The sequence below is a fragment of the Nocardia veterana NBRC 100344 genome, from assembly GCF_000308855.1.
GTDB lineage: Bacteria > Actinomycetota > Actinomycetes > Mycobacteriales > Mycobacteriaceae > Nocardia > Nocardia veterana.
Map to the genome: position 1 here is coordinate 68,074 of NZ_BAGM01000093.1, position 20,204 is coordinate 88,277.

Consider the following 20,204-nt stretch of genomic DNA (forward strand, 5'->3'; position numbering starts at 1 on the left):
CCCGATCCGCAAAGTACCAGGGTGCCCGACACCACCGATATCGCCACCACGACGATCCGGAAAGTGACGGTTCGGCTGGTTCCGTTCCTCGGCCTGCTGTATTTCGTCAACTATCTGGACCGGGTGAACATCGGATTCGCCGGGCCGTCCGGGATGAAGGACGATCTGGGGCTTTCGGAGACGGTCTTCGGGTTCGCGTCCGGCATCTTCTTTCTCGGCTACCTGGTGCTCGAGGTGCCGAGCAATCTGGCCCTGCACCGATTCGGCGCGCGGCGCTGGATCGCACGGATCATGCTCACCTGGGGCGTCATCGCGACGGCGATGGCCTTCGTCCCCAACCCGAGCGTGCTGATCCTGCTGCGCTTCGCGCTGGGGGTGGCCGAGGCGGGCTTCTTTCCGGGCATCCTGTTGTATCTGACCTACTGGTTCCCGCAACGGTATCGGGCCCGCATCGTCGCGCTGTTCATGGTCGCGGTGCCGGTGTCGACCGCACTGGGTTCCACCCTGTCCAGTCTGATCATCCGGTACGGCGACGATGTGGTCGGGCTCAGCGGATGGCGATTCATGTTCCTGGTCCAGGGGCTGCCCGCCCTGCTGCTGGCCTTCGCGACCTGGTTCTACCTGACCGACCGCCCGGAGCGCGCCGGCTGGCTGACGCCGGGCGAACGGGATTGGCTGGCAGACGAACTCGCCGAGGAGCGGCGGTCGATCGAGCGCACCGAGCGGTGGACGATCCGCCGATCGCTCACCAGCCGCCGGGTTCTCGGCCTCGCGGCCATCTACGGCGGAATCGTCTACGGCCTGTACGCGCTCGGGTTCTTCCTGCCGACGATCGTGGCCGGGTTTCAGCAGCAGTACGGCACGCATTATTCGGTGGTGCAGCGTGGCCTCATCACGGCGATTCCATATGTGATCGGCGCGGTGGCGATGGTGTGGTGGGGCCGCCACGGCGACCGCACCGGCGAGCGCCGGTGGCATGTCGCCCTTCCGGCCGTGATCGGCGGCGTGGCCATTCCGGTCGCGCTCTACCTGAACAACCCGTTCGCGGCCATGACGGCGGTCACGGTGTGCGCGGTCGGGGTCCTGTCCGCCCTCCCCACCTTCTGGGCCCTGCCCGGCACCTTTCTCTCCGGTGCGGCCGCGGCCTCCGGCATCGCACTGATCAATTCGCTCGGCAACATCAGCGGATTCGCCGCCCCGTACATCACCGGGTGGCTTGCGGATCTGACCGGAACCCAGCGGGCCGGTCTGTGGGTGGTGGGGGTGTCGATGGTCCTGGCCGGCCTGGGCGTGTTCGCCTTGCGGTCCGGACCGGCACGACAGCGCTCGGTCTAGCCCTCGGCCGCCAGCTGCCCGCAAGCCGCGGCGATCTCCTGGCCACGGGTATCGCGCACCGTGCACGGCACGCCTTGCGCCTCCACCCGCCGAACGAATTCGCGCTCAACGGGTTTGGGGGAAGCATCCCACTTGGAGCCCGGCGTCGGATTCAGCGGGATCAGATTCACATGTACCCGTGAACCCAGAGCCTTGTGCAGCTTCTGGCCGAGCATGTCCGCACGCCACGGCTGGTCGTTGATATCGCGGATCAGGGCGTACTCGACCGAGACCCGGCGGCCGGTCCGGTCGGCGTAATAACGTGCGGCGTCGAGGACTTCGGCGACCGACCAACGATTGTTGACCGGTACCAACGTGTCTCGCAGTTCGTCGTCGGGCGTGTGCAGCGAGACGGCCAGGGTCACCGACAGGCCCTCGTCGGCCAGTTTGCGGATCGCGGGCGCCAGCCCGACGGTCGACACCACCACGTTGCGCTGCGAAATACCCAGGCCGTCCGGTGCGGGTGAGGTGATCCGCCGGACCGCTGCCACCACCCGCTTGTAGTTCGCGAGCGGCTCGCCCATCCCCATGAACACGATGTTCGACAACCGGCCGGGCCCGCCCGGCACCTCGCCGTCACGCAGCGCGGCGGCGGCCGCGCGCACCTGGTCGACGATTTCGGCGGTGGACAGGTTACGGTTCAACCCGCCCTGGCCGGTCGCGCAGAACGGGCAGGCCATCCCGCAGCCGGCCTGGCTGGAGATGCACAGGGTATTGCGGTCGGGATAGCGCATCAGCACGCTCTCCAGCAGGGTGCCGTCACCGGCGCGCCACAGCGTCTTGCGGGTGGTGCCCTCATCACACACCACCTGCCGCACCTCGCTGAGCAGCGGCGGGAACAGCGCCTCGGCGATCTTCTCCCGCATCGGCTCCGGCAGATCGGTCATCTGCCGCGGATCGGCCTGCAACCGCCCGTAGTACTGTCGCGCGATCTGATCGGCCCGGAACTTGGGCAAACCCAGTTCCTGCACCACCTCCCGCCGCTGCGCCGCATCGAGGTCGGCGAGGTGCCGCGGTGGCATACCACGGCGCGGGGCATCGAAAACGAGCGGCAGGGAGGTAGTCATAACCCTTCCAGTGTCCCACTGCCCGGCCGCGTCCGGGCATGCGGGCCGCGATATCCCCGTCACACCGGCACCGCACGCGACGGCGCAACCGAATCAGCGACCGCGAGATACGTGTACCGGACATAGCGATCGGGAATGATCGGAGTATGACCAGCGACGCAGTACCCAGCCACGGACCGGAACCGGTACCGCACACCGACCCACCGCGCGTCGACACTCCCCCCGCGACCGCGCCCGCCCGCCGCAATCGGGCGCTGAAGACCCGTGCCGGGTACACATGGGTGGCGTTGGTCGCGGCCGCGATCATCGGGATCCTGCTGCTGATCTTCATCCTGCAGAATCTCGATCAGGTGCGGATCCACCTGTTCTTCTGGCAGTTCTCGCTGCCGCTCGGCGTCACACTGCTGCTGTCGGTGATCGCCGGGGCTCTGGTGATGGCACTGGCCGGCGGCTGGCGGATACTGCAGTTGCGCCGCGTCGCGAAGCGGCGCTGAAGCTACCGCGAAGCGGCGCCGAACCTACAGCAGCGCGGTCAGCACCAGCCAGGACACGAAGGCCGAGGGCAGCATCGAGTCGAGCCGGTCCATGATGCCGCCGTGCCCGGGCAGCAGCGTGCCCATATCCTTGATCCCCAATTCGCGTTTGATCTGGGATTCGATCAGATCGCCACCGGTGGCCACCAGCACGATCGCGACACCCAGCAACACACCGATCATCGAATTGGCCTGCAGCAGCAGCGTCACCGTGAGCAGGCCGCCGATGATGCAGAACACCAGCGAGCCGCCGAAGCCCTCCCAGGATTTCTTGGGGCTGATCGCGGGCACCATCGGATGCCGGCCGAAGAGCACACCGGCGACATAGCCGCCGACATCGGAGCAGACCACCAGGATCATGAAGGTCAGCACCCGCAGGTTGCCGTCGTCCTGTTGCAGCATCAGCACCGCGAAGGAGGCCAGCAGCGGGATCCAGGAAACCACGAAAACGGTGATCGCGGTGTCACGCAAGAAGTTTCGCGGCGTCGCCGACAATCCGTGATCGAACAGCCGCCACGCCATGCACACCAGCGCGGTCGCCGCGAACGCGCCCACCACCGCCTGGGAACCGTACGGCCAAGCCAGCCAGATCATGGCCTGACCGCCCACCAGCAACGGGATTCGCGGCACCAGCACGTCGGCCTCGCGCAGGCGCTTGGCCACCTCCCAGGTCGCGATCGCCATGGCGACCGCGATCACCCCGATGAGGACCTCGGGAACGAACAGCAGGATCGCGATCAGCGACGCGCCGAGACCGACCCCCACCGCCAGCGCCGCCGGTAAATTGCGGCCGGCACGGGAGGATTTACCGCTCGGCTGCGCCGAGGGCGTTTCGGGAGCCGGTGTTGCACCGGCCGGGTCACTCACCGGCATCGTCTCGCCGGCTGCGGCTTCTTCCGCCACGATTGTCCCGTCGCTCACTTATTCGTCCACTCCGTCCCCGTACCCGCTCGCCTCGTCGCGCCGGGTGCGAGTATCACACCTCGAGCAGTTCCGATTCCTTGTGCTTGACCAGTTCATCGATCTGGGCCACGTATTTCTGGGTGGTCTTGTCCAATTCCTTTTCGGCGCGGCCGACCTCGTCCTCACCGGCCTCGCCGTCCTTCTGGATCCGGTTCAGCTCGTCCATCGACTTGCGCCGCACGTTCCGAATGGCGATCTTGGCATCCTCGCCCTTCGACTTGGCCTGCTTCACCAGCTCGCGGCGGCGCTCCTCGGTGAGCTGGGGGACCACCACGCGGATGATGTTCCCGTCGTTGGTCGGGTTCACGCCCAGATCCGAATTACGGATCGCGGTCTCGATGTTCTGCAGCTGCCCCTGCTCGTAGGGCTTGATGACGACCATCCGCGGTTCCGGGACGGTGATGCTGGCCATCTGCGTGATCGGGGTCGGCGAACCGTAGTAGTCCACGACGACCCGGTTGAACATGCCCGGGTTGGCGCGTCCGGTCCGGATGGATCCGAGGTCGTCCTTCGCCACCGAGACAGCCTTCTCCATCTTCTCCTCGGCGTCGAAGAGCGCTTCATCAATCACGACCGTTTCCTCCACAGCATCGTTTCGGGGTCCCGGAATTCGCGAGGACCGCTCCCCCGCCGGATTCAGGACCGAACCAGTGTGCCGATCTTCTCACCGGCCACCGCGCGGGCGATATTGCCCTTGGTCAACAAATTGAACACCAGCATCGGCATCTGGTTGTCCATACACAAACTGAACGCGGTGGCATCGGCGACCTTCAGCCCGCGCTCGAGCACTTCCTTGTGGGTGATCTCGGAGAACATCACCGCATCCGCGTCCACCTTCGGGTCGGCGGTGAAGACACCGTCGACAGCCTTGGCCATCAGCACCACCTCGGCACCGATCTCCAGGGCACGCTGGGCCGCGGTGGTATCGGTGGAGAAGTACGGCATGCCCATACCGGCGCCGAAGATCACCACCCGCCCCTTTTCGAGATGCCGCTTCGCGCGCAGTGGCAGATACGGCTCGGCGACCTGCCCCATGGTGATGGCGGTCTGGACGCGGGTGTCGACACCCTGCTTCTGCAGAAAGTCTTGCAGCGCAAGGCTGTTCATCACGGTGCCGAGCATACCCATGTAATCGGAGCGGGCCCGCTCCATACCGCGTTCCTCGAGTTCGGCGCCGCGGAAGAAGTTGCCGCCACCGATGACCACCGCCACCTGCACGCCGGTCGCAACGACCTCGGCGATCTGCTCGGCCACGGTCTGGACCACATCCGGGTCGAGCCCGACCTCGCCACCGCCGAACATCTCCCCACCCAACTTGAGGAGTACGCGGCGAAAGCCCTTGCGGTCGGGCGCCGTATCCGGGTCCGTCATCGGTCTCCTAGTCCTCGGCAGTCGAGCGAGCGTACGCACGGGAAAACACCATCCCGGGGCGCATATTTTCGCGCGGGACGGTAACACGCTTCGTCTATCCTGCACCACCGGCGCGGACCCTGGTGAGCCGACCCTCGAATCCGCCGCAATTCGACGGGACGAGCAGCCACGACGGCAGCCGTTTCCGCTGCCGGCGGTCCGTTTGTCACGGCGTACTGGTTATCACCGTGAGCAGCGAATCGGCGCGCGCGGTTGTGGCGGTCGATCGACACCAAAAGGCCCCCGGCGCAACGAGATTCGTCGCACCGGGGGCCTCGGTGGCGTGGTCAGGCCTGGCCGACCTCGAACCGCGCGAAGCGGGTGATGGTCACACCGGCCTCGTCCAGCAGCTGCTTCACGGTCTTCTTGCTGTCGGTGACCGACGGCTGCTCCAGCAGGACGACGTCCTTGTAGAAGCCGTTGACGCGGCCCTCGACGATCTTCGGCAGGGCGGCCTCCGGCTTGCCCTCCTCGCGGGCGGTGGCCTCGGCGATGGCGCGCTCCTTCTCGACGACATCGGCCGGAACCTCGTCGCGAGTGACGTACTTGGCCTTCAGCGCGGCGACCTGCATCGCGGCGGCGCGGGCGACCTCGGCGGCAGCCTCGCCCTCACCCTGGTACTCGACCAGCACACCGACGGCCGGCGGCAGGTCCGAGGAACGCTTGTGCAGGTAGGTCGCGACCGGGCCGTCGAAGGACACGACACGACGCAGCTCGAGCTTCTCGCCGATCTTGGCGGCCAGCTCCTGCACCACCTGGTCGGCGGTCTTGCCGTTGACGTCGAGCGCCTTCAGCGCCTCCAGGTCGGCCGGGCGCGCCTTCGCGGCGGCCTCGACGATGTCACCGGCGGTGTTCTGGAACTCGTCGTTCTTGGCGACGAAGTCGGTCTCGGAGTTGAGCTCGATCATCACGCCGTTGGCGGCGGCGACCAGGCCCTCGGCGGTGGCGCGCTCGGCACGCTTGCCGACATCCTTGGCGCCCTTGATCCGCAGCACCTCGACGGCCTTGTCGAAGTCGCCGTCGGTCTCCTCCAGGGCCTTCTTGCAGTCCATCATTCCGGAGCCGGTGAGCTCGCGGAGCCGCTTCACATCCTGGGCGGTGTAGTTCGCCATCGTGGCGAGCCTCCTCGAAGATTTACGAAAGTTGTCAGGTCTCTTAGCACCACCATGCCGACCGCTTCCGAACAGGAAGGGCCGGCAAGGTGAACAGACATTCGCGGCGGGAACCGCGCCGGGTCAGAAGTCGGCCGGGGTCTTGGTGGCCGGATCTTCCTTCAGCTCCGCCTCGGCGGCGGTCTCCGGAGCAGCCTCGGCACCGCCCTCGGCGGCCGGGTTGGCCTGGGCGAGCAGCTCCTGCTCCCACTCGGCGAGCGGCTCACCGGCGCCGGCTTCCGGCTTCACATCGCCGGTGGCGCGGGCGGCCCGAGCCTGCACGCCCTCGGCGACCGCGGAAGCGACAACCTTGGTGAGCAGGGCGGCCGAGCGGATCGCGTCGTCGTTACCCGGAATCGGGTAGTCGACCAGATCGGGGTCGCAGTTGGTGTCCAGGATCGCGATGACCGGGATGTTCAGCTTGCGAGCCTCACCGACGGCGATGTGCTCCTTGTTGGTGTCGACGACCCAGATGGCCGAGGGCACCTTGGCCATGTCCCGGATACCGCCGAGGGTGCGCTCGAGCTTGTTCTTCTCGCGGGTCAGCATCAAGATTTCCTTCTTGGTGCGACCCTCGAACCCGCCGGTCTGCTCCATCGCCTCGAGCTCCTTGAGGCGCTGCAGCCGCTTGTGCACGGTGGAGAAGTTGGTGAGCATGCCACCCAGCCAGCGCTGGTTGACATAGGGCATACCGACGCGAGTCGCCTCGGCCGCGATCGACTCCTGGGCCTGCTTCTTGGTGCCGACGAAGAGGACGGTGCCACCGTGGGCGACGGTCTCCTTGACGAACTCGTAAGCCTTGTCGATGTAGGTCAGCGTCTGCTGCAGGTCGATGATGTAGATGCCGTTGCGGTCGGTGAAGATGAACCGCTTCATCTTCGGGTTCCACCGCCGGGTCTGGTGACCGAAGTGTGCGCCGCTGTCGAGCAGCTGCTTCATGGTTACGACAGCCATAGCCGCGTATCCGCCTTTCTGTGCCGGTTGACGCAGAGACCGAGGGTCGATCCCTGCCCTGGCGTCCGCGGCCGCCGGACCTTCCGCGAAATTTCGGGAGGACCAGCCGACGGCACCGTGATCGGACGCGCGAAGTCGATCCGCGTACAGCGAACCGCGTGGCCAGTCTACGACCAGCATCGGCCGGAACGTAAACGGGGTGGTCAGAGGCCGCGTACCGAGCCCACTCGAGTTGATTCCCAGCAACCGGCGCAGTCGCAGGGCACGTTACAGGTGCACGCCGCGGCCGGGCTCCAGCAACTCCACCACCGCCGCCGTCACCGCGACCACGAGGATGGCCGCACTCACGGTGGCCATGGCCGGGCGGCCGCCGGTCCACCGGATCCGGGTCGTATCGCGCAGCATCCGGCTGCGCAGCACACACACGGTGACCACGACCACCAGGGCGGCGAGGGCCACCAGGGCGAGGACCGCCGATGCCGCCCGGCCGCTGGTCAGCGCGACGTGCAGGAACAGCAGGGCATTCGCCATGGCGCCCACCGACGTTCGCCACCACGACAGCGCCGTGCGTTCGGCCTGCAGTCCGCGGTCACCGGCGCCGGCGGCTTCCGGACGCTGCGACGGGCTCGTGGTCATGACAGCAGCAATCCGACGCCGGCCAGGACGGCGATCACGGCGATGCCGATCGCGAGGATCGGCACCATGATCGTGTGCGGTAGCGGCCGACCGGCCCGCATCGCCGCGGCGACGTGCCGCCACCGGCCGTAAGCGCCGAGCGCGATCACCGCGGCGAGCACGATACAGCTGATCGCCAGTGCCGACCGGATGTCGTGGTGCCGGAACGGTTGCACCAGCTCGTGCACGGCCACACCGCCCGCCAGCAAGCCCAGCGAGGTGCGGATCCAGGCGAGAAAGGTGCGCTCACCGGCCAGGGTGAATCGGTAGTCGAGTTCGGGACCTTCGGGCGACGTGCCGGTGTGGTCGCGTGCGGGGTGGTCGTCGCCGGCTCGCGCCGGCCCGTCGGGACCGCCGCCGGACGCATCCTCGTCGCCGCCGGAGCCGACCGCCCGCTCGGCCCGATCGGCAGCGGTTCCAGCATCGGGCGCCGACGGCCCGTCCGATCTACGGCTCGGTGCCCCCGGGGTCCTCCCCTCCGGTCCCGGTTGTGTCGGCCCCGACGCGGGCTGCCCGGTCACGCGGGGACCCGCCGCCCGGTGGGGCGAGGTGGCCCCCCTCCGACTGTGCGGTCCGGTCCGCGGGCGGCCGTCACCGGCTCGGCGCCATCGTGACATCCGACCATCGACTCGACCTCCTCGAGGCGAATCCGGCTGAGCAGCAACGAGACTCCGCGGCTTCCCGAGCGCCGAACACGCCCTGTTCACATGCTTGCGAGTTGTGCACACACGCCGAAGCCGATCTTCCCATGTCCGGGCTGCCCGGCGATGGTAGGACGCATGCGCCGGATGCCGACAGTTCTCCTCGCAGTGGCGATCATGACGGGTTGCGGGGTTCCGGCGGCAGCCGCCGAGCCCACCACGGGATTCGGCTGGCCGCTGTCACCGCGGCCCGCCGTGGTGCGACGCTTCGACAAACCGCCGCACGACTGGCTGCCGGGACATCGCGGGGTGGATCTCGCCGGCACGGCCGGCCGGCCGATCCTTGCCGCCGGGGCGGGAATCGTCGTTTTCGCCGGCGAGGTCGGCGGGAAACCCGTCGTCTCGGTGGACCATGCGGGCGGGCTGCGCACCACCTACGAACCGGTCCTCGCCCAGGTGCCGGTCGGCCGTCGGGTCGATCGCGGAACGCCGCTGGGGACGTTGCAGCCGGGCCATCCCGGCTGCCCCGGGGTCTGCCTGCACTGGGGCCTGCGTCGCGGCCGGGAGTACCTCGACCCGCTCGGCCTGCTCCGGCAGACGCCCGTGCGGCTCAAACCGACACGGGCCGAGGCCCGAGAGGTGCTACCGAGCGGAAGCCCCGGCGCCGGCGGACTCCTGTTCGGACAGCTCCCGCTTCCACTGCCGGAAGCCCTCCTCGGTACGCCCGCGGCGCCAATACCCGGAGATCGAGGCCCAGTCGGCGGGAACGCCCCGTTCGGTGCGGATGTAGCGGCGCAGATCGTGCATGACCTTGTCCGCCTCGCCGTGGATGAAGACATGGACTCGGCCGGCGGGCCACGGCGCGCTCCGCACCGCGTCGGCCAGTGCCTCACCGGGAGCGCGATCGCCGCGGTGCACCCAGTCGAGTTCGACCCCGGAGGGTCGAACGAAATCCAATTCGTCGGCGGGACCGGCAATTTCGACGAACACGCGGCCCAGAGCGTCGGCGGGCAGGGTGGCACAGGCCGCGGCGATGGCCGGAAGCGCGGCCTCGTCGCCGGCGAGCAGATGCCAGTCGGCCTCCGGTTTGGGAGAATACGCCCCACCCGGGCCGAAGAGCTCGATGGTGTCGCCCGGACGGGCCGCCGCGGCCCACGGCCCGGCCACGCCCTCGTCACCGTGGTAGACGAAATCGATCGCGATCTCGCGCGCCTCGGGGTCGATCGAGCTCACGGTATAGGTCCGCATGGTGTCGCCATCCGTGCCCGGAAACAGCAGCTTGACGTAGGCATCGGTGAAACCGTTGGGCTGGAAGCCGTCGAATCCGGCACCGCCCAGATACACCCGGATCAGATGGTCGGTCAGCCGTTGGGTGCGCCGGACCTCGAAGGCCAGCCTGGTACGAGTACGAGCCACAGTGGAGCACCTCCGATATTAGGGTTACCTAACCGAGGGTAGCACGACCGATCTCCGATAGCTCGAATTATATCGACGACATCACCTCGGTCGACCGGTTGGCACGGAAAGCCTCACCGCGCCCACCTGCCCGGCGGCGGCTCGGCTGCGGTGTAGCCCGGCAGCGGCAGATCCTCGTCGAGCAGAAATGTGCGCAGCAACTCGACATAAAGCCCGGGCCGATCCGTCGATATCGCATGTCCCGCACCCTGGATATCCACCAGCGTCGAGCTGGGCAGAACGTCGCGATATTCGCGGGTGACCGGCCACCGGACGAAATCGCACTGCGCCGCCATCACCAAGGCCGGCACCCGTACCCGACCGAGCGCGGGCCGCGAGTCCGGCATCCGCGCAAAGTCCCGGTTCGTCATCTGATTGACGTAGAACCCCTGCGGGTTGTCGTGGGGTGGCGCGCTCGGGGCGCCGGAGCACGATGTGCCGTCGCGGCCCGACAAGGCAACCTCGTGCATCCACGAATCGGCTTCCGCGTCGGGCACCAGCGCGTGGGCCGCGTTCGGAGCGACCGCCATGAGCAGCGCCTGTGCCAGCACCCTCGGTGAACTCGTCAATCGGTCGTAGCGGGCCTGCTGCTCAGGTTTCATCCCGGTCCACGGCTCGCCCACCCCGCCGTCGCGATAGGCGCCGGCCCACAGCGCCCCGGGCGCGACGAACACCACCTTGGCGACCCGGTCGGGGTGAGCGGCCAGGTACTGCGCGGCCAACGACCCGCCCCACGAGCGACCGATCAGCACGAGGCGTTCGGCTCCGAGAACCTCCCGAATGGCATCGAGATCCGCGACCTGCCGCGCGACCGTATATCCGGTGACATCGGCGAGCCGAGACGAGCGCCCGGCACCGAGCTGGTCGTAGGCATACACATCGAAGCCGAGGGCCGCGAGTTCCGTGCCCCCGGCGGGGATCCCCTCGCCCGGGGTGCCCGGGCCGCCGTGCAGGAAGACCACCGGGGTGTCGCGGCGCTGCGCCGAATCCGCCGCCGGCACATGCACATACGCGAGCCGCGAGCCGGTCGGAAGGTCCAGGTATCGCACGTTCGCCGGCGTCGCCGTGGCTTCCCGTGGGGGAAAGGGCCGCAGGATCGTGACGGCCGAGGCCGTGCACACCACCGCGGCCACCGTGACCGCCAGGCCGACGGCGATCACAGTCGGCCGGTGGGCCCGCATCAGCCGAAGTCCCGCCCGGGCCGCCGCGAACATCACGAACGTCAGGACCGCCAGGCCTGCGATCAGAAAAACCGCGGGCGCGGGGGCGACAACGGCCACTCCGAGCGCCGCGCCGACACCCGCACCGATCGCCACCGGCGGCCCGAGCACCACGAGCAGAGCACCCGTGACAGCGCGGCCTCGTCTTCGCGTCCGGCAACCGGCCCCGGCGGATGCGGTCATCTCCCACCACCGCGTCCGACACCATCGACACACCCTGTCCGGCTCACAGCTCGATCCTCGCGACTCACGCCGACGTGGTCCATCGGGGAACACCCCGATGCACTGGGTATGACCGGCGCACCTTTACAGCCCGCACGCGAGGACGAAGATGGGCACATGGCGAATCCCACGGACGACGTGCCGTTCACCTATCCGGAGGTCGGCGCGACCGCCGGCGAATTCCCGCCCGGCTATCACCATTTCCGGCTGCGCCGACGGATCGGTTCGGGCCGCGCGCTGTTCGAGTCGGCGGGTGACGACATCCTCGCCTACCGAATGCAGCGCGGCACCGGGATCTTTCGCCACGCCGACACCCCGACCGCGCGACCGGGCACCGCGTTGACCGTGCGCTTGGGCATCGCCGGGCTGGGGATCACCGCACCGTGCCGGGTGATCTACGTCCTCGACGAACCTAACCGGCGCGGCTTCGCCTACGGCACCCTGCCCGGGCACCCGGAAATCGGTGAGGAACAGTTCGCCGTGGAATACGACCCGTCCGACCGGAGCGTGTACGCGGTGGTGGCCGCGTTCTCGCGGCCCGCCGCGTGGTACACCCGGCTCGGCGGTCCTGCGGTGCGGGCCGTGCAGCGCTTCATCGCCGGGCGCTATATCGCCGCGATCGAGCCCTGACCCCTCCGCTTCGACCGTCGCCGATGGAACGCCGCGAGCACCGGCCGTCCGGCGCCGGAGCGGCAACCGTGAGCGACCTCGTCACGCGCGTGGATGGGCCTGGTCGTGGACTCGTTTCAATCGTTCGATGGAGACGTGGGTGTAGAGCTGGGTGGTGGCCATACTGGCGTGACCGAGCAGCTCCTGGACGACGCGCAGGTCGGCTCCGCCCTCCAGTAGATGTGTCGCCGCGGTGTGGCGCAGACCGTGCGGGCCCAGGTCGGGTGCGCCGGGCACTGCCGAAACCACATCGTGCACAACGGTTCTGGCTTGCCGCTGGTCGAGACGGCGCCCCCGGCGGCCGAGCAGCAGGGCGCGGCCGGATTCGGGGGTGGCCAGATGGGGACGCCCGTAATTCAGCCAATTCTCCAGTGCCCGGTCGGCCGGCAGGCCGAACGGCACCGACCGTTCCTTGTTCCCCTTACCGAGCACCCGCACCAGCCGGCGCTGTCGATCCACATCCTCGATGTCGAGGCCGCACAACTCGCTGACCCGGATGCCGGTGGCGTACAACAGCTCCACGATCAGGCGATCGCGCAGAGCCATCGGATCACGCTGCGCGGCACCGGATTCCGCCGCACGCATGGCGACGTCCGCCTGGTCCGCGGCGAGTACCGCCGGCAGCACACGATGCGCGCGAGCCGACCCCAGCCGCGGTCCCGGATCGACCGCGAGACGTCCGGTGTGGGTGAGCCACGCCGTGAACGTCCGTGCGGCGGAGGCGCGCCGTGCCATGGTCGTGCGTGCGGCGCCGGCGGCCGACTGCGCCGCCAGCCATGACCGCAGCAATGCCAGGTCGATCTCGCCCACCGCCGCGTCGGACGACCGCGCGCACAGATGCTCGAGCAACGAGCGCGCATCACCGAGATAGGCCCGGACCGTATGCGCCGACCTGTTGCGCCCCAACCGAAGATGCCGCTCGTACTGTTCGAGCAGATCCCGCAGATCGCCCGGTAGCTCCGCCATTCCTCCACCGTCATGGACGGAACGAAGCGGCGCAAGCCCCCGCGCCGACGGCGCACCGGGCGGGCCTGCCTTTCACTCCGCGAGGACGGGCACCCCCTTTCGCACAGTGCGAAACCACCCCGAGCTGTCCGCGCCGACCAGACCCGCCACCTCCAACGCGACAAGAGCGGCCCGGACCGCGGGAACCGCCATGCCGGTGTCGTCGGCGAGTTGTTTCGGGAGCCGGGATCCGGCGGTCGGGAGGGCGGTGAACACCACCGCCTGGTCCCCGGCGAGACCGGCGTCGGGTTCGGCCCCGGCGGGCGGCAGGGACAGCCGCAGCGGCCCCACCTCGTCGTGTATCTCCTCGACGCGCGTCACCAGAACAGCTTCCCGATCGCGGATCATCCGATGACAGCCGACCGAGGCCGCGGCGGTGACCGGACCCGGCACCGCGAGCGCGGGACGGCCCAAGCGACGCGCCCATTTCGCGGTATTACGGGCACCGCTGCGCATTCCCGCCTCGACGACGAGCACACCGTCCGCCAGTGCCGAGATCAGCCGATTCCGCGCCAGAAACCGATGCTTGTACGCCGCTGCGCCGGGCGGGTATTCACTCAGCACCAGGCCCGTCTCCGCGATCTCGGCGAGCAGGCGCTCGTGCTGTGCGGGGTAGGGCCGATCGACACCGCAGGCGAGAACGGCCACGGTGGCCCCGCCCGCGGCCAACGCCGCCCGGTGCGCCGTTCCATCGATTCCGAACGCCGCGCCCGAGACGATGGTCCACCCGTGCGCCACCAAGCCCCCGACGAGGTCGGCGGTGACCTGCTCGCCGTATCCGGTACTGCACCGAGCGCCGACGACGGCGAGCGCCTGCTCGGTGGACTGCTGCAGGCACAGGGGCCCACGTGCCCACAGTGCCAGCGGCACCGCCGCATCGGCATCACGCGCCGGGTCGAGCTGGGCCAGACCGAGCAGCCGCCACTGCGGCCATTCCGGATCGTCGGGAGTGATCAACCGGCCCCCGATCCGGTCCAGCAGTTCGAGATCCTGCTCGGACCGGTTGATATCGCGTCGCCGTTCGGTCGGGCCGCGCAGCGATTCCGGAAGATCGCATTCGCGTACCGCACGCGCAGCCTCCACCACCCCCACCCGCGTGATCAGCGCCGACAATGGCGGACACGGCCCCTCCACGACCCGGGACAAATAGGCCCACGCCAACCGGCGGTCATCCGCATCGGACACGTCCACTCCCCTCCCTCGTCGTCGGCAGCCCGATCAGGACACGCCACGCTGCCGAAAGTTCAATGCCTGCAGGACATCCTGGGCAGAGGGCACCTCCGCCCCACGCAAGTCGCAAATCGTCCACGCCACCCGGATCGCGCGGTCGGCGCCGCGGGCGGACATGCGGCCCTGCCGCAGGGCGGTCTCGACCGGCGCCACCGCGTCCGCGGACAACCGGAACCGTTGACGTAGCACGTGTCCCGGCACTTCGGCGTTGACCGTCCAGCCGTATTCCGACCACCGCCGCGCTGCCGCCTGCCGAGCCGCTTCCACTCGATTGCGCACGACCACACTGGATTCGGCATCCGACGGCACGAACGCGCCGGCGGCGTGCGCGTGCATCTGCACCCAGATGTCGATCCGGTCCATCAGGGGGCCCGACAACTTCCCGAGATAGCGCCGGCGCGCGAGTGGCGCGCAGATACAGTCGACATCGCGCGCCGGAGCGCACGGGCAGGGGTTGGCGGCGAGGATGAGCTGGAACCGTGCCGGATAGCGTGCCACGCCGTCGCGGCGTGCGATCCGAACTTCCCCTTCCTCCAACGGTGTTCGCAACGCTTCGAGGACCTTGGTGCCGATCTCGGCACATTCGTCGAGGAACAGGACCCCGCGGTGCGCGCGGCTCACGGCGCCCGGACGCGCGGAGCCCGACCCGCCGCCCACCATCGCCGTCACCGACGTCGAATGGTGCGGTGCGACGAACGGTGCGGTGGTGATGAGCGGATGATCATCCGACAGCGTTCCCGCCATCGAATGGATGGCGGTGACCTCGAGCGCCTCGGATTCGGTCAGCGGCGGCAGCAAGCCCGGAAGACGTTGGGCGAGCATCGTTTTGCCGGTACCCGGCGGACCGGTGAGCAGCAGATGATGTCCACCCGCCGCGGCCACCTCCAACGCCCACCGGGCTTCGTCCTGGCCGACCACTTCGTTGAGATCACCGGCGATGCGCTGCGGCGCCGGATAACTGCCGTCGGGAACGACGAGCCCCCCGTCCCCGCGCAACCAGTCGATGAGCGTCCGCAACGTCGGCACCCCCAGCACGGTGATCCCGTCGACCAAGCCGGCCTCACCGAGCACCGATTCGGGCACGACGGCCGTGCTGCGACCCGCATTCCGTGCCGCCAGCACGGCGGGCAGGATGCCGCGAACACGGCGGACCCGACCGTCGAGGGCCAATTCGCCGAGCAGGACGGTTCCCTCCAGTTTCGCCCCCGGGACCGAATCGTCCGCACGCAGGACCGCGGCGGCCAGCGCCAGATCGTAGACACTGCCCACCTTCGGCAGCGTCGCCGGCGACAAGGCCAGGATCACGCGGCCGTCGGGCCATTTCTCTCCCGAATTCGCGACCGCCGCGCGCACTCGGTCGCGCGATTCCTGCAGAGTGGTGTCCGGCCGTCCGACCAGATGTACCGACGGCAGCCCCTGTCCGATGTCGGCCTCGATCTCGACCAATTGCCCCTCGACCCCGGTCACCGCAACCGAATGAGCCCGTCCCAGCGCCATCAGAACGCCGCCCGGACATGCTCGATCCGTGGTTCCCGGCCCCGTAGCAGCAGGACCGACACCACATCGAACCGAATGCGCAACCACGGACCGCTCTGTTCGGTCAACCACAACAGCGCGAGCCGACGAATCCGCTGCTGTTTGGTGAAGGTCACGGATTCGGCCGGGGTGCCGTACCCCAGACCCGTCCGGGTCTTCACCTCGACGAAAGCGGTGGTCCCGGCGTCGTCGACGATGAGATCCAGCTCACCGTAGCGACACCGCCAATTCCGTTCGACGATCCGTATCCCGGCCCCCTGCAGGAACTGCGCGGCCAGTTCTTCCCCGTGTGCGCCGAGCGCCAGATTGTGTGCCACGTGCTCAGCATGCCGCCGACGGATTCGGCGGCAACGCTGCTCACCTGCGGAAACGAAAAGTCTGTGGACAACTACCGGACTGTGGAAGCAGCGGCGTCACGTGCCCCGGGCAGCGGGCCCGCTACCTGCCTATTCCGGCAGTCGCAGGTCCGGCTTCTCCAATTCCTCGATGTTCACATCCTTGAACGTGATCACTCGGACGTGTTTGACGAAGCGGGCGGGCCGATACATATCCCACACCCACGCATCCGACATCCGCACCTCGAAATACACTTCTCCGTCGGCGTTCTGCGGACGCAGCTCGACGGAGTTGGCCAGATAGAAGCGTCGTTCGGTCTCGACCACGTACGAGAACTGACCGACGATGTCCTTGTATTCGCGATACAGCGACAATTCCATCTCGGTTTCGTACTTCTCGAGGTCCTCAGCGCTCATGCCTGCTCGCTCATCGGGTGGAATATCCTCCTTATCGCCACGATGGGTGTGCTGCCATCATCTCGCATGTGCGGGATCGGCAGCCACCCGCCCGTCCTCGGCGATCTCGCTGCCGCGCACGTTGCGCCACGACCGGCGATGTTCATCGCTCGGCCCGAGCCGTTCCAGCGCGGCCAGATGTTCGGGTGTGTTGTAGCCCTTGTGTGCGGCGAAACCGTATCCGGGCAGCTCACGGTCCATGTCGACCATGATCCGGTCGCGGGTGACCTTGGCCAGGATGCTGGCCGCGGCGATACAGGCGGCGGCCGCGTCCCCGCCGATCACCGGCAACGACGGAACGCTGATACCGGGGACTCGGAAGCCGTCGGTCAGCACGTAGCCCGGCTTGATCTCCAAGCCGGCGACGGCCCGGCGCATCCCCTCGATATTGGCGACGTGGATGCCGATCGCATCGATTTCCCACGCGGGGATCACGACGACCTTCCATGCGAGCGCCCGGCGCACGATGATCGGATACAGCTGTTCCCGGGCGGCTTCGGACAGCTTCTTCGAATCATCCAGCCCCGCAAGCGAATCGTAGGCCTTGGGCGCGAGCAGACAGGCCGCGACGACGAGCGGCCCGGCGCAACAGCCCCGACCCGCCTCGTCGACCCCGGCGACCGGCCCGAGTCCGCTGCGGATCAGCGCCGCTTCCAGCGTGCGCAGGCCACCCGCTCGCCGCATCACCACTCGCGGCGGCCAATCCCCCGTACGAACCATGGGCCGGATGATCTTGTCGCCCTTACCGTTGCGCCTCGTGCGTCGCGATGTCTCCGCCACTGCACCTACCGTTCGACTATCCCGTGCCTCGATTATCGCGCGCCGCGCGGATCAGTTCGCCTGCGGATTCTGGGACCGCACCGGACCGATCCGGTTCGGCGGCCAGATCTTGAACACCGCCTTACCGCGCACGTCGTCGATCGGCACGGTGCCGGAGAACTCGTCGTCGACGTGGGCGCGCGAATCCGCCGATTCGTTGCGGTTGTCACCCATCACCCACAGGTTGCCCTCGGGCACCTTCACCGGTCCGAATTCCCGGCCGCGCGGATCGATCGACAGCCCGCCGGCCACCTTGGTGGCATACGCCAGACCCGGCTGATACGGGTAGATGTAGTGCGCATACGGCTCGTCGAGTGGTTTACCGTCGACCAGCACCCGGCCCTGGGCATCACAGCACTGCACGGTTTGACCGCCGGTCGCGATCACCCGCTTGACCAGATCGTTCTCGTCCGGCGGCACGAGGCCGAAGAACGAGAAGAAGTTCTGTACGCCGCGCATGACCACATTGGTGGAGCGGTTGGAGTGGTACGAGCGGTTCCACGAGCCGCTCGGGCCGACGAACACCACCACATCGCCCGGCTTCGGAGAGCCGAAGTCGTAGCTCAGCTTCTCGACGTAGATGCGATCGCCCGTACAACCGGTGCACCCGTGCAGGGTCGGCTCCATCGACTGCGACGGAATGACGTAGGGGCGGCCGATGAAGTTGACCACCAGCGCCGCGATCACCGCGGCGATGACGATCAGGATCGGCAGTTCCTGCCAGAAGGGGCGTTGCTTACGTTTCCTGCCGCCCCGGCGCCGGCGTCGCGATGCGGACTCGTCCTTGCGTTCGCCGTCGGATCCGGGTGCCACCACCGACTCGCTTTCGTCTGCCACGCCGAACAGGTTATCCCGCAGCCATGTTCGTCGTCGCCCCGGCGCACCCACTGCGAGAGGAAGGCGGGCATCTCGGGCACATTTCACCGGAAATAAGGAAAACCCCCGGTCACGAGGACCGAGGGTCGGGCGTGAACGGGCAGAGCCCGGATGTTCAGCGCTTTTCCTTGATCTTGGCGGCCTTGCCGCGCAGATCGCGCAGGTAGTACAGCTTGGCCCGGCGGACGTCACCGCGGGTCACCACATCGATGTGGTCGATGTTGGGGCTGTGTACCGGGAAGGTGCGCTCGACACCCACGCCGAACGACACCTTGCGCACGGTGAAGGTCTCCCGGATGCCGCCACCCTGGCGGCGGATGACCGCACCCTTGAAGACCTGGATGCGCTCCTTGTTACCTTCGATAACCTTCACGTGCACGTTCACCGTGTCACCCGGGCGGAATTCCGGGATGTCGGTGCGCAGCGACTTTTCGTCGACGAAGTCGAGGGTGTTCATTTCCGTCCTTTGGAAGTTCGCGTGAACAGAGGAACCTGGCGGCGAGAGCTCGGCCGGTTCGTGCTCCGGATATGGGCGGTGCACCGGGTCGCATGCACCCAGGGCAACCTGAGCATTGTGCCAGATCAGGCCGGTCCTCTAAAAATCGGCCCCGGGTCGGCGGCGAGCACCCGCCCGTCACGGGCCGCTGTGCCGGGTGCGAACCGCTGTCAGGTCCGGGGTCGGCGCCGGATGCGGCGCCTCGGCGGGCGGCTCCTCCTTCGTACCGGAACCGCCGGGCATCGACGCGCGCACCGCCCTGGCCCGCAGGTGCGCGGGTGGCGCGGGCACCACCGTGCGTGCCAGTTCGGCCTCGGCCGCACTCCGGACATGGGCGACATCCGGTTTGCCCGCGACCAGGTCCTGCACGAAGATCTTGGCCCGGATCACCGGGCGGCGATAGCGGCGTTCGCGAACGATCGCCCGATACATCAGGCGGCGTCGATCACCGTAGCGCCAGCGGGCCCACGGGGCACCGGGCCGGCTCAACCGTAAGGCGCCCACGACCAGCAGCGGCAGGAAGAACATGCCGAACAAGCCGGTCCAGATCTTGCCCTTGGCGATGACCACGGCGGCCAGCACGAGATTCACCAGCGCGAAGACGCTGAGGAAACTACGGCCGGCCGGACTGCTGTCGTGCCGGATGCCGTTGACGTCGAGAAGCCACAGCGGATGGAAGCCGAGCAGCAGCAACCCGGTCACCGCCACGGCCACGAATACCGCGTCGACCGAGGTACGCCCCTGTTCCTCCCAGTACACGTCACGCAGGTAATAGATGAGCGCGAACTCGTCGAGGACGAGAGCGGCGCCGAGGCCGAAGGCCGATGCGAGTGCGGAGATGGTCCCGACACCGCTGTGGTAGGCGGCGACCAAACCGAGCCCCGATGCCAACACCAGCACCACGCCGAACACCATGTGGTGGATGTGCACATTTCCGGCCCGCAGATTGCCGGGCCACCAGCGCACCTGTTTGCGGATCATCCGGACACTCAGCCGGATCAGCAGGAACCCGACGATGAAGCCGAGCAGGAAGCACAGCAAGGGCAGGCGTCCCTCCGCCAGGATCGCGTCGTCGAACCAGCGCCGCACTGCCGTCGTCCCCCTCTACTCGGAACCG

The 20,204-nt window shown here is 68.2% G+C and carries 22 protein-coding genes and 1 pseudogene; 4 read left to right on the forward strand and 19 right to left on the reverse strand.

Annotated elements, in window-relative coordinates; all coding sequences use genetic code 11:
• The first annotated feature begins 21 nt into the window (after window positions 1-21).
• Window positions 22-1,335 carry an MFS transporter gene (locus tag ON37_RS16550; protein ID WP_040720460.1) on the forward strand — a complete coding sequence of 438 codons (1,314 nt, stop codon included), beginning with the start codon at window positions 22-24 and terminating at the stop codon, window positions 1,333-1,335.
• Here ON37_RS16550 and rlmN read toward each other — a convergent pair.
• A complete protein-coding gene (gene rlmN, locus ON37_RS16555) occupies window positions 1,332-2,441 on the reverse strand; it encodes a dual-specificity RNA methyltransferase RlmN (RefSeq protein WP_040720461.1) in 1,110 nt (369 codons plus the stop codon). The two genes, ON37_RS16550 and rlmN, sit on opposite strands and share 4 nt — an antisense overlap.
• 146 nt (window positions 2,442-2,587) lie before the next feature.
• Between rlmN and ON37_RS16560 the strand changes: the two genes are divergently transcribed.
• A complete protein-coding gene (locus tag ON37_RS16560) occupies window positions 2,588-2,935 on the forward strand; it encodes a LapA family protein (RefSeq protein ID WP_040720462.1) in 348 nt (115 codons plus the stop codon).
• Between the two features lie 24 nt (window positions 2,936-2,959).
• Here the strand turns inward: ON37_RS16560 and ON37_RS16565 are convergent, their stop codons facing one another.
• From ON37_RS16565 to ON37_RS34205, 7 genes are all read right to left on the reverse strand, one after another.
• Window positions 2,960-3,847, reverse strand: coding sequence for a phosphatidate cytidylyltransferase (locus ON37_RS16565; RefSeq protein WP_051031684.1), 888 nt, complete (start codon window positions 3,845-3,847; stop codon window positions 2,960-2,962).
• A gap of 103 nt (window positions 3,848-3,950) precedes the next feature.
• Window positions 3,951-4,508 carry a ribosome recycling factor gene (frr, locus tag ON37_RS16570; RefSeq protein WP_040720525.1) on the reverse strand — a complete coding sequence of 186 codons (558 nt, stop codon included), beginning with the start codon at window positions 4,506-4,508 and terminating at the stop codon, window positions 3,951-3,953.
• A 65-nt stretch (window positions 4,509-4,573) separates the two neighbouring features.
• Window positions 4,574-5,308: a UMP kinase gene (gene pyrH, locus ON37_RS16575; protein WP_040720464.1), complete on the reverse strand. Its 735-nt coding sequence runs from the start codon at window positions 5,306-5,308 to the stop codon at window positions 4,574-4,576.
• Window positions 5,309-5,634: 326 nt separating this feature from the next.
• Window positions 5,635-6,459 carry a translation elongation factor Ts gene (gene tsf, locus ON37_RS16580; protein WP_040720465.1) on the reverse strand — a complete coding sequence of 275 codons (825 nt, stop codon included), beginning with the start codon at window positions 6,457-6,459 and terminating at the stop codon, window positions 5,635-5,637.
• 123 nt (window positions 6,460-6,582) lie between these two features.
• Window positions 6,583-7,452 (reverse strand): 30S ribosomal protein S2, encoded by an 870-nt coding sequence (gene rpsB / locus ON37_RS16585; RefSeq protein WP_040720466.1) that lies wholly within the window; start codon window positions 7,450-7,452, stop codon window positions 6,583-6,585.
• Window positions 7,453-7,719: 267 nt separating this feature from the next.
• Window positions 7,720-8,088 (reverse strand): DUF202 domain-containing protein, encoded by a 369-nt coding sequence (locus ON37_RS16590; protein WP_040720467.1) that lies wholly within the window; start codon window positions 8,086-8,088, stop codon window positions 7,720-7,722.
• The gene (locus ON37_RS34205; RefSeq protein WP_051031685.1) at window positions 8,085-8,384 is read right to left on the reverse strand and encodes a YidH family protein; all 300 of its coding nucleotides are present in this window, start codon (window positions 8,382-8,384) and stop codon (window positions 8,085-8,087) included. The genes ON37_RS16590 and ON37_RS34205 overlap by 4 nt, the downstream gene beginning before the upstream one ends.
• Window positions 8,385-8,915: 531 nt before the next feature.
• Here ON37_RS34205 and ON37_RS32465 point away from each other — a divergent pair.
• Window positions 8,916-9,386: pseudogene (locus tag ON37_RS32465) on the forward strand (M23 family metallopeptidase); the annotation flags it as partial.
• Between the two features lie 24 nt (window positions 9,387-9,410).
• Here ON37_RS32465 and ON37_RS32470 read toward each other — a convergent pair.
• Window positions 9,411-10,184 (reverse strand): siderophore-interacting protein, encoded by a 774-nt coding sequence (locus ON37_RS32470; protein ID WP_040720469.1) that lies wholly within the window; start codon window positions 10,182-10,184, stop codon window positions 9,411-9,413.
• 113 nt (window positions 10,185-10,297) lie between these two features.
• Window positions 10,298-11,557, reverse strand: a complete 1,260-nt coding sequence (locus ON37_RS31020) for an alpha/beta hydrolase (protein WP_051031673.1) — start codon at window positions 11,555-11,557, stop codon at window positions 10,298-10,300.
• Between the two features lie 225 nt (window positions 11,558-11,782).
• On the opposite strand from ON37_RS31020, the gene ON37_RS16615 reads away from it, so the two are divergent.
• Complete coding sequence (locus ON37_RS16615; RefSeq protein ID WP_040720470.1) at window positions 11,783-12,295, forward strand: DUF1990 domain-containing protein; 513 nt, start codon at window positions 11,783-11,785, stop codon at window positions 12,293-12,295.
• An 81-nt stretch (window positions 12,296-12,376) separates the two neighbouring features.
• Here the strand turns inward: ON37_RS16615 and ON37_RS16620 are convergent, their stop codons facing one another.
• The 9 genes from ON37_RS16620 to ON37_RS16660 all read right to left on the reverse strand — a co-directional run bounded on the left by ON37_RS16620 (window position 12,377) and on the right by ON37_RS16660 (window position 20,176).
• Window positions 12,377-13,300, reverse strand: a complete 924-nt coding sequence (locus ON37_RS16620; RefSeq protein ID WP_040720471.1) for a tyrosine recombinase XerC — start codon at window positions 13,298-13,300, stop codon at window positions 12,377-12,379.
• 72 nt (window positions 13,301-13,372) lie between these two features.
• Window positions 13,373-14,524, reverse strand: coding sequence for a DNA-processing protein DprA (dprA, locus tag ON37_RS16625; protein ID WP_040720528.1), 1,152 nt, complete (start codon window positions 14,522-14,524; stop codon window positions 13,373-13,375).
• 33 nt (window positions 14,525-14,557) lie between these two features.
• Window positions 14,558-16,066 carry a YifB family Mg chelatase-like AAA ATPase gene (locus ON37_RS16630; protein WP_040720472.1) on the reverse strand — a complete coding sequence of 503 codons (1,509 nt, stop codon included), beginning with the start codon at window positions 16,064-16,066 and terminating at the stop codon, window positions 14,558-14,560.
• The gene (locus tag ON37_RS16635) at window positions 16,066-16,422 is read right to left on the reverse strand and encodes a YraN family protein (protein WP_040720473.1); all 357 of its coding nucleotides are present in this window, start codon (window positions 16,420-16,422) and stop codon (window positions 16,066-16,068) included. The genes ON37_RS16630 and ON37_RS16635 overlap by 1 nt, the downstream gene beginning before the upstream one ends.
• A 129-nt stretch (window positions 16,423-16,551) precedes the next feature.
• Window positions 16,552-16,857, reverse strand: a complete 306-nt coding sequence (locus ON37_RS16640; RefSeq protein WP_011210678.1) for a DUF2469 domain-containing protein — start codon at window positions 16,855-16,857, stop codon at window positions 16,552-16,554.
• 57 nt (window positions 16,858-16,914) lie between these two features.
• Window positions 16,915-17,616: a ribonuclease HII gene (locus tag ON37_RS16645; RefSeq protein ID WP_040720529.1), complete on the reverse strand. Its 702-nt coding sequence runs from the start codon at window positions 17,614-17,616 to the stop codon at window positions 16,915-16,917.
• Between the two features lie 111 nt (window positions 17,617-17,727).
• Window positions 17,728-18,552: a signal peptidase I gene (lepB, locus tag ON37_RS16650; protein ID WP_051031674.1), complete on the reverse strand. Its 825-nt coding sequence runs from the start codon at window positions 18,550-18,552 to the stop codon at window positions 17,728-17,730.
• 154 nt (window positions 18,553-18,706) lie between these two features.
• Entirely contained in the window at window positions 18,707-19,048 is a 342-nt protein-coding gene (rplS, locus tag ON37_RS16655) for a 50S ribosomal protein L19 (RefSeq protein ID WP_025351747.1), read from the reverse strand.
• Between the two features lie 177 nt (window positions 19,049-19,225).
• A complete protein-coding gene (locus ON37_RS16660) occupies window positions 19,226-20,176 on the reverse strand; it encodes a hypothetical protein (RefSeq protein WP_083893053.1) in 951 nt (316 codons plus the stop codon).
• Window positions 20,177-20,204 lie beyond the last annotated feature (28 nt).

Coding starts and splice junctions, on each gene's coding strand:
- tsf (WP_040720465.1), bottom strand. CDS start 6,459: ATGGCGAACTACACCGCCCAGGATGTGAAGCGGCTCCGCGAGCTCACC.
- ON37_RS16620 (WP_040720471.1), bottom strand. CDS start 13,300: ATGGCGGAGCTACCGGGCGATCTGCGGGATCTGCTCGAACAGTACGAG.
- ON37_RS16615 (WP_040720470.1), top strand. CDS start 11,783: ATGGCGAATCCCACGGACGACGTGCCGTTCACCTATCCGGAGGTCGGC.
- ON37_RS16560 (WP_040720462.1), top strand. CDS start 2,588: ATGACCAGCGACGCAGTACCCAGCCACGGACCGGAACCGGTACCGCAC.
- ON37_RS16645 (WP_040720529.1), bottom strand. CDS start 17,616: ATGGTTCGTACGGGGGATTGGCCGCCGCGAGTGGTGATGCGGCGAGCG.
- pyrH (WP_040720464.1), bottom strand. CDS start 5,308: ATGACGGACCCGGATACGGCGCCCGACCGCAAGGGCTTTCGCCGCGTA.
- ON37_RS16565 (WP_051031684.1), bottom strand. CDS start 3,847: ATGCCGGTGAGTGACCCGGCCGGTGCAACACCGGCTCCCGAAACGCCC.
- rplS (WP_025351747.1), bottom strand. CDS start 19,048: ATGAACACCCTCGACTTCGTCGACGAAAAGTCGCTGCGCACCGACATC.
- ON37_RS16640 (WP_011210678.1), bottom strand. CDS start 16,857: ATGAGCGCTGAGGACCTCGAGAAGTACGAAACCGAGATGGAATTGTCG.
- ON37_RS16630 (WP_040720472.1), bottom strand. CDS start 16,066: ATGGCGCTGGGACGGGCTCATTCGGTTGCGGTGACCGGGGTCGAGGGG.
- rpsB (WP_040720466.1), bottom strand. CDS start 7,452: ATGGCTGTCGTAACCATGAAGCAGCTGCTCGACAGCGGCGCACACTTC.
- ON37_RS16590 (WP_040720467.1), bottom strand. CDS start 8,088: ATGACCACGAGCCCGTCGCAGCGTCCGGAAGCCGCCGGCGCCGGTGAC.
- rlmN (WP_040720461.1), bottom strand. CDS start 2,441: ATGACTACCTCCCTGCCGCTCGTTTTCGATGCCCCGCGCCGTGGTATG.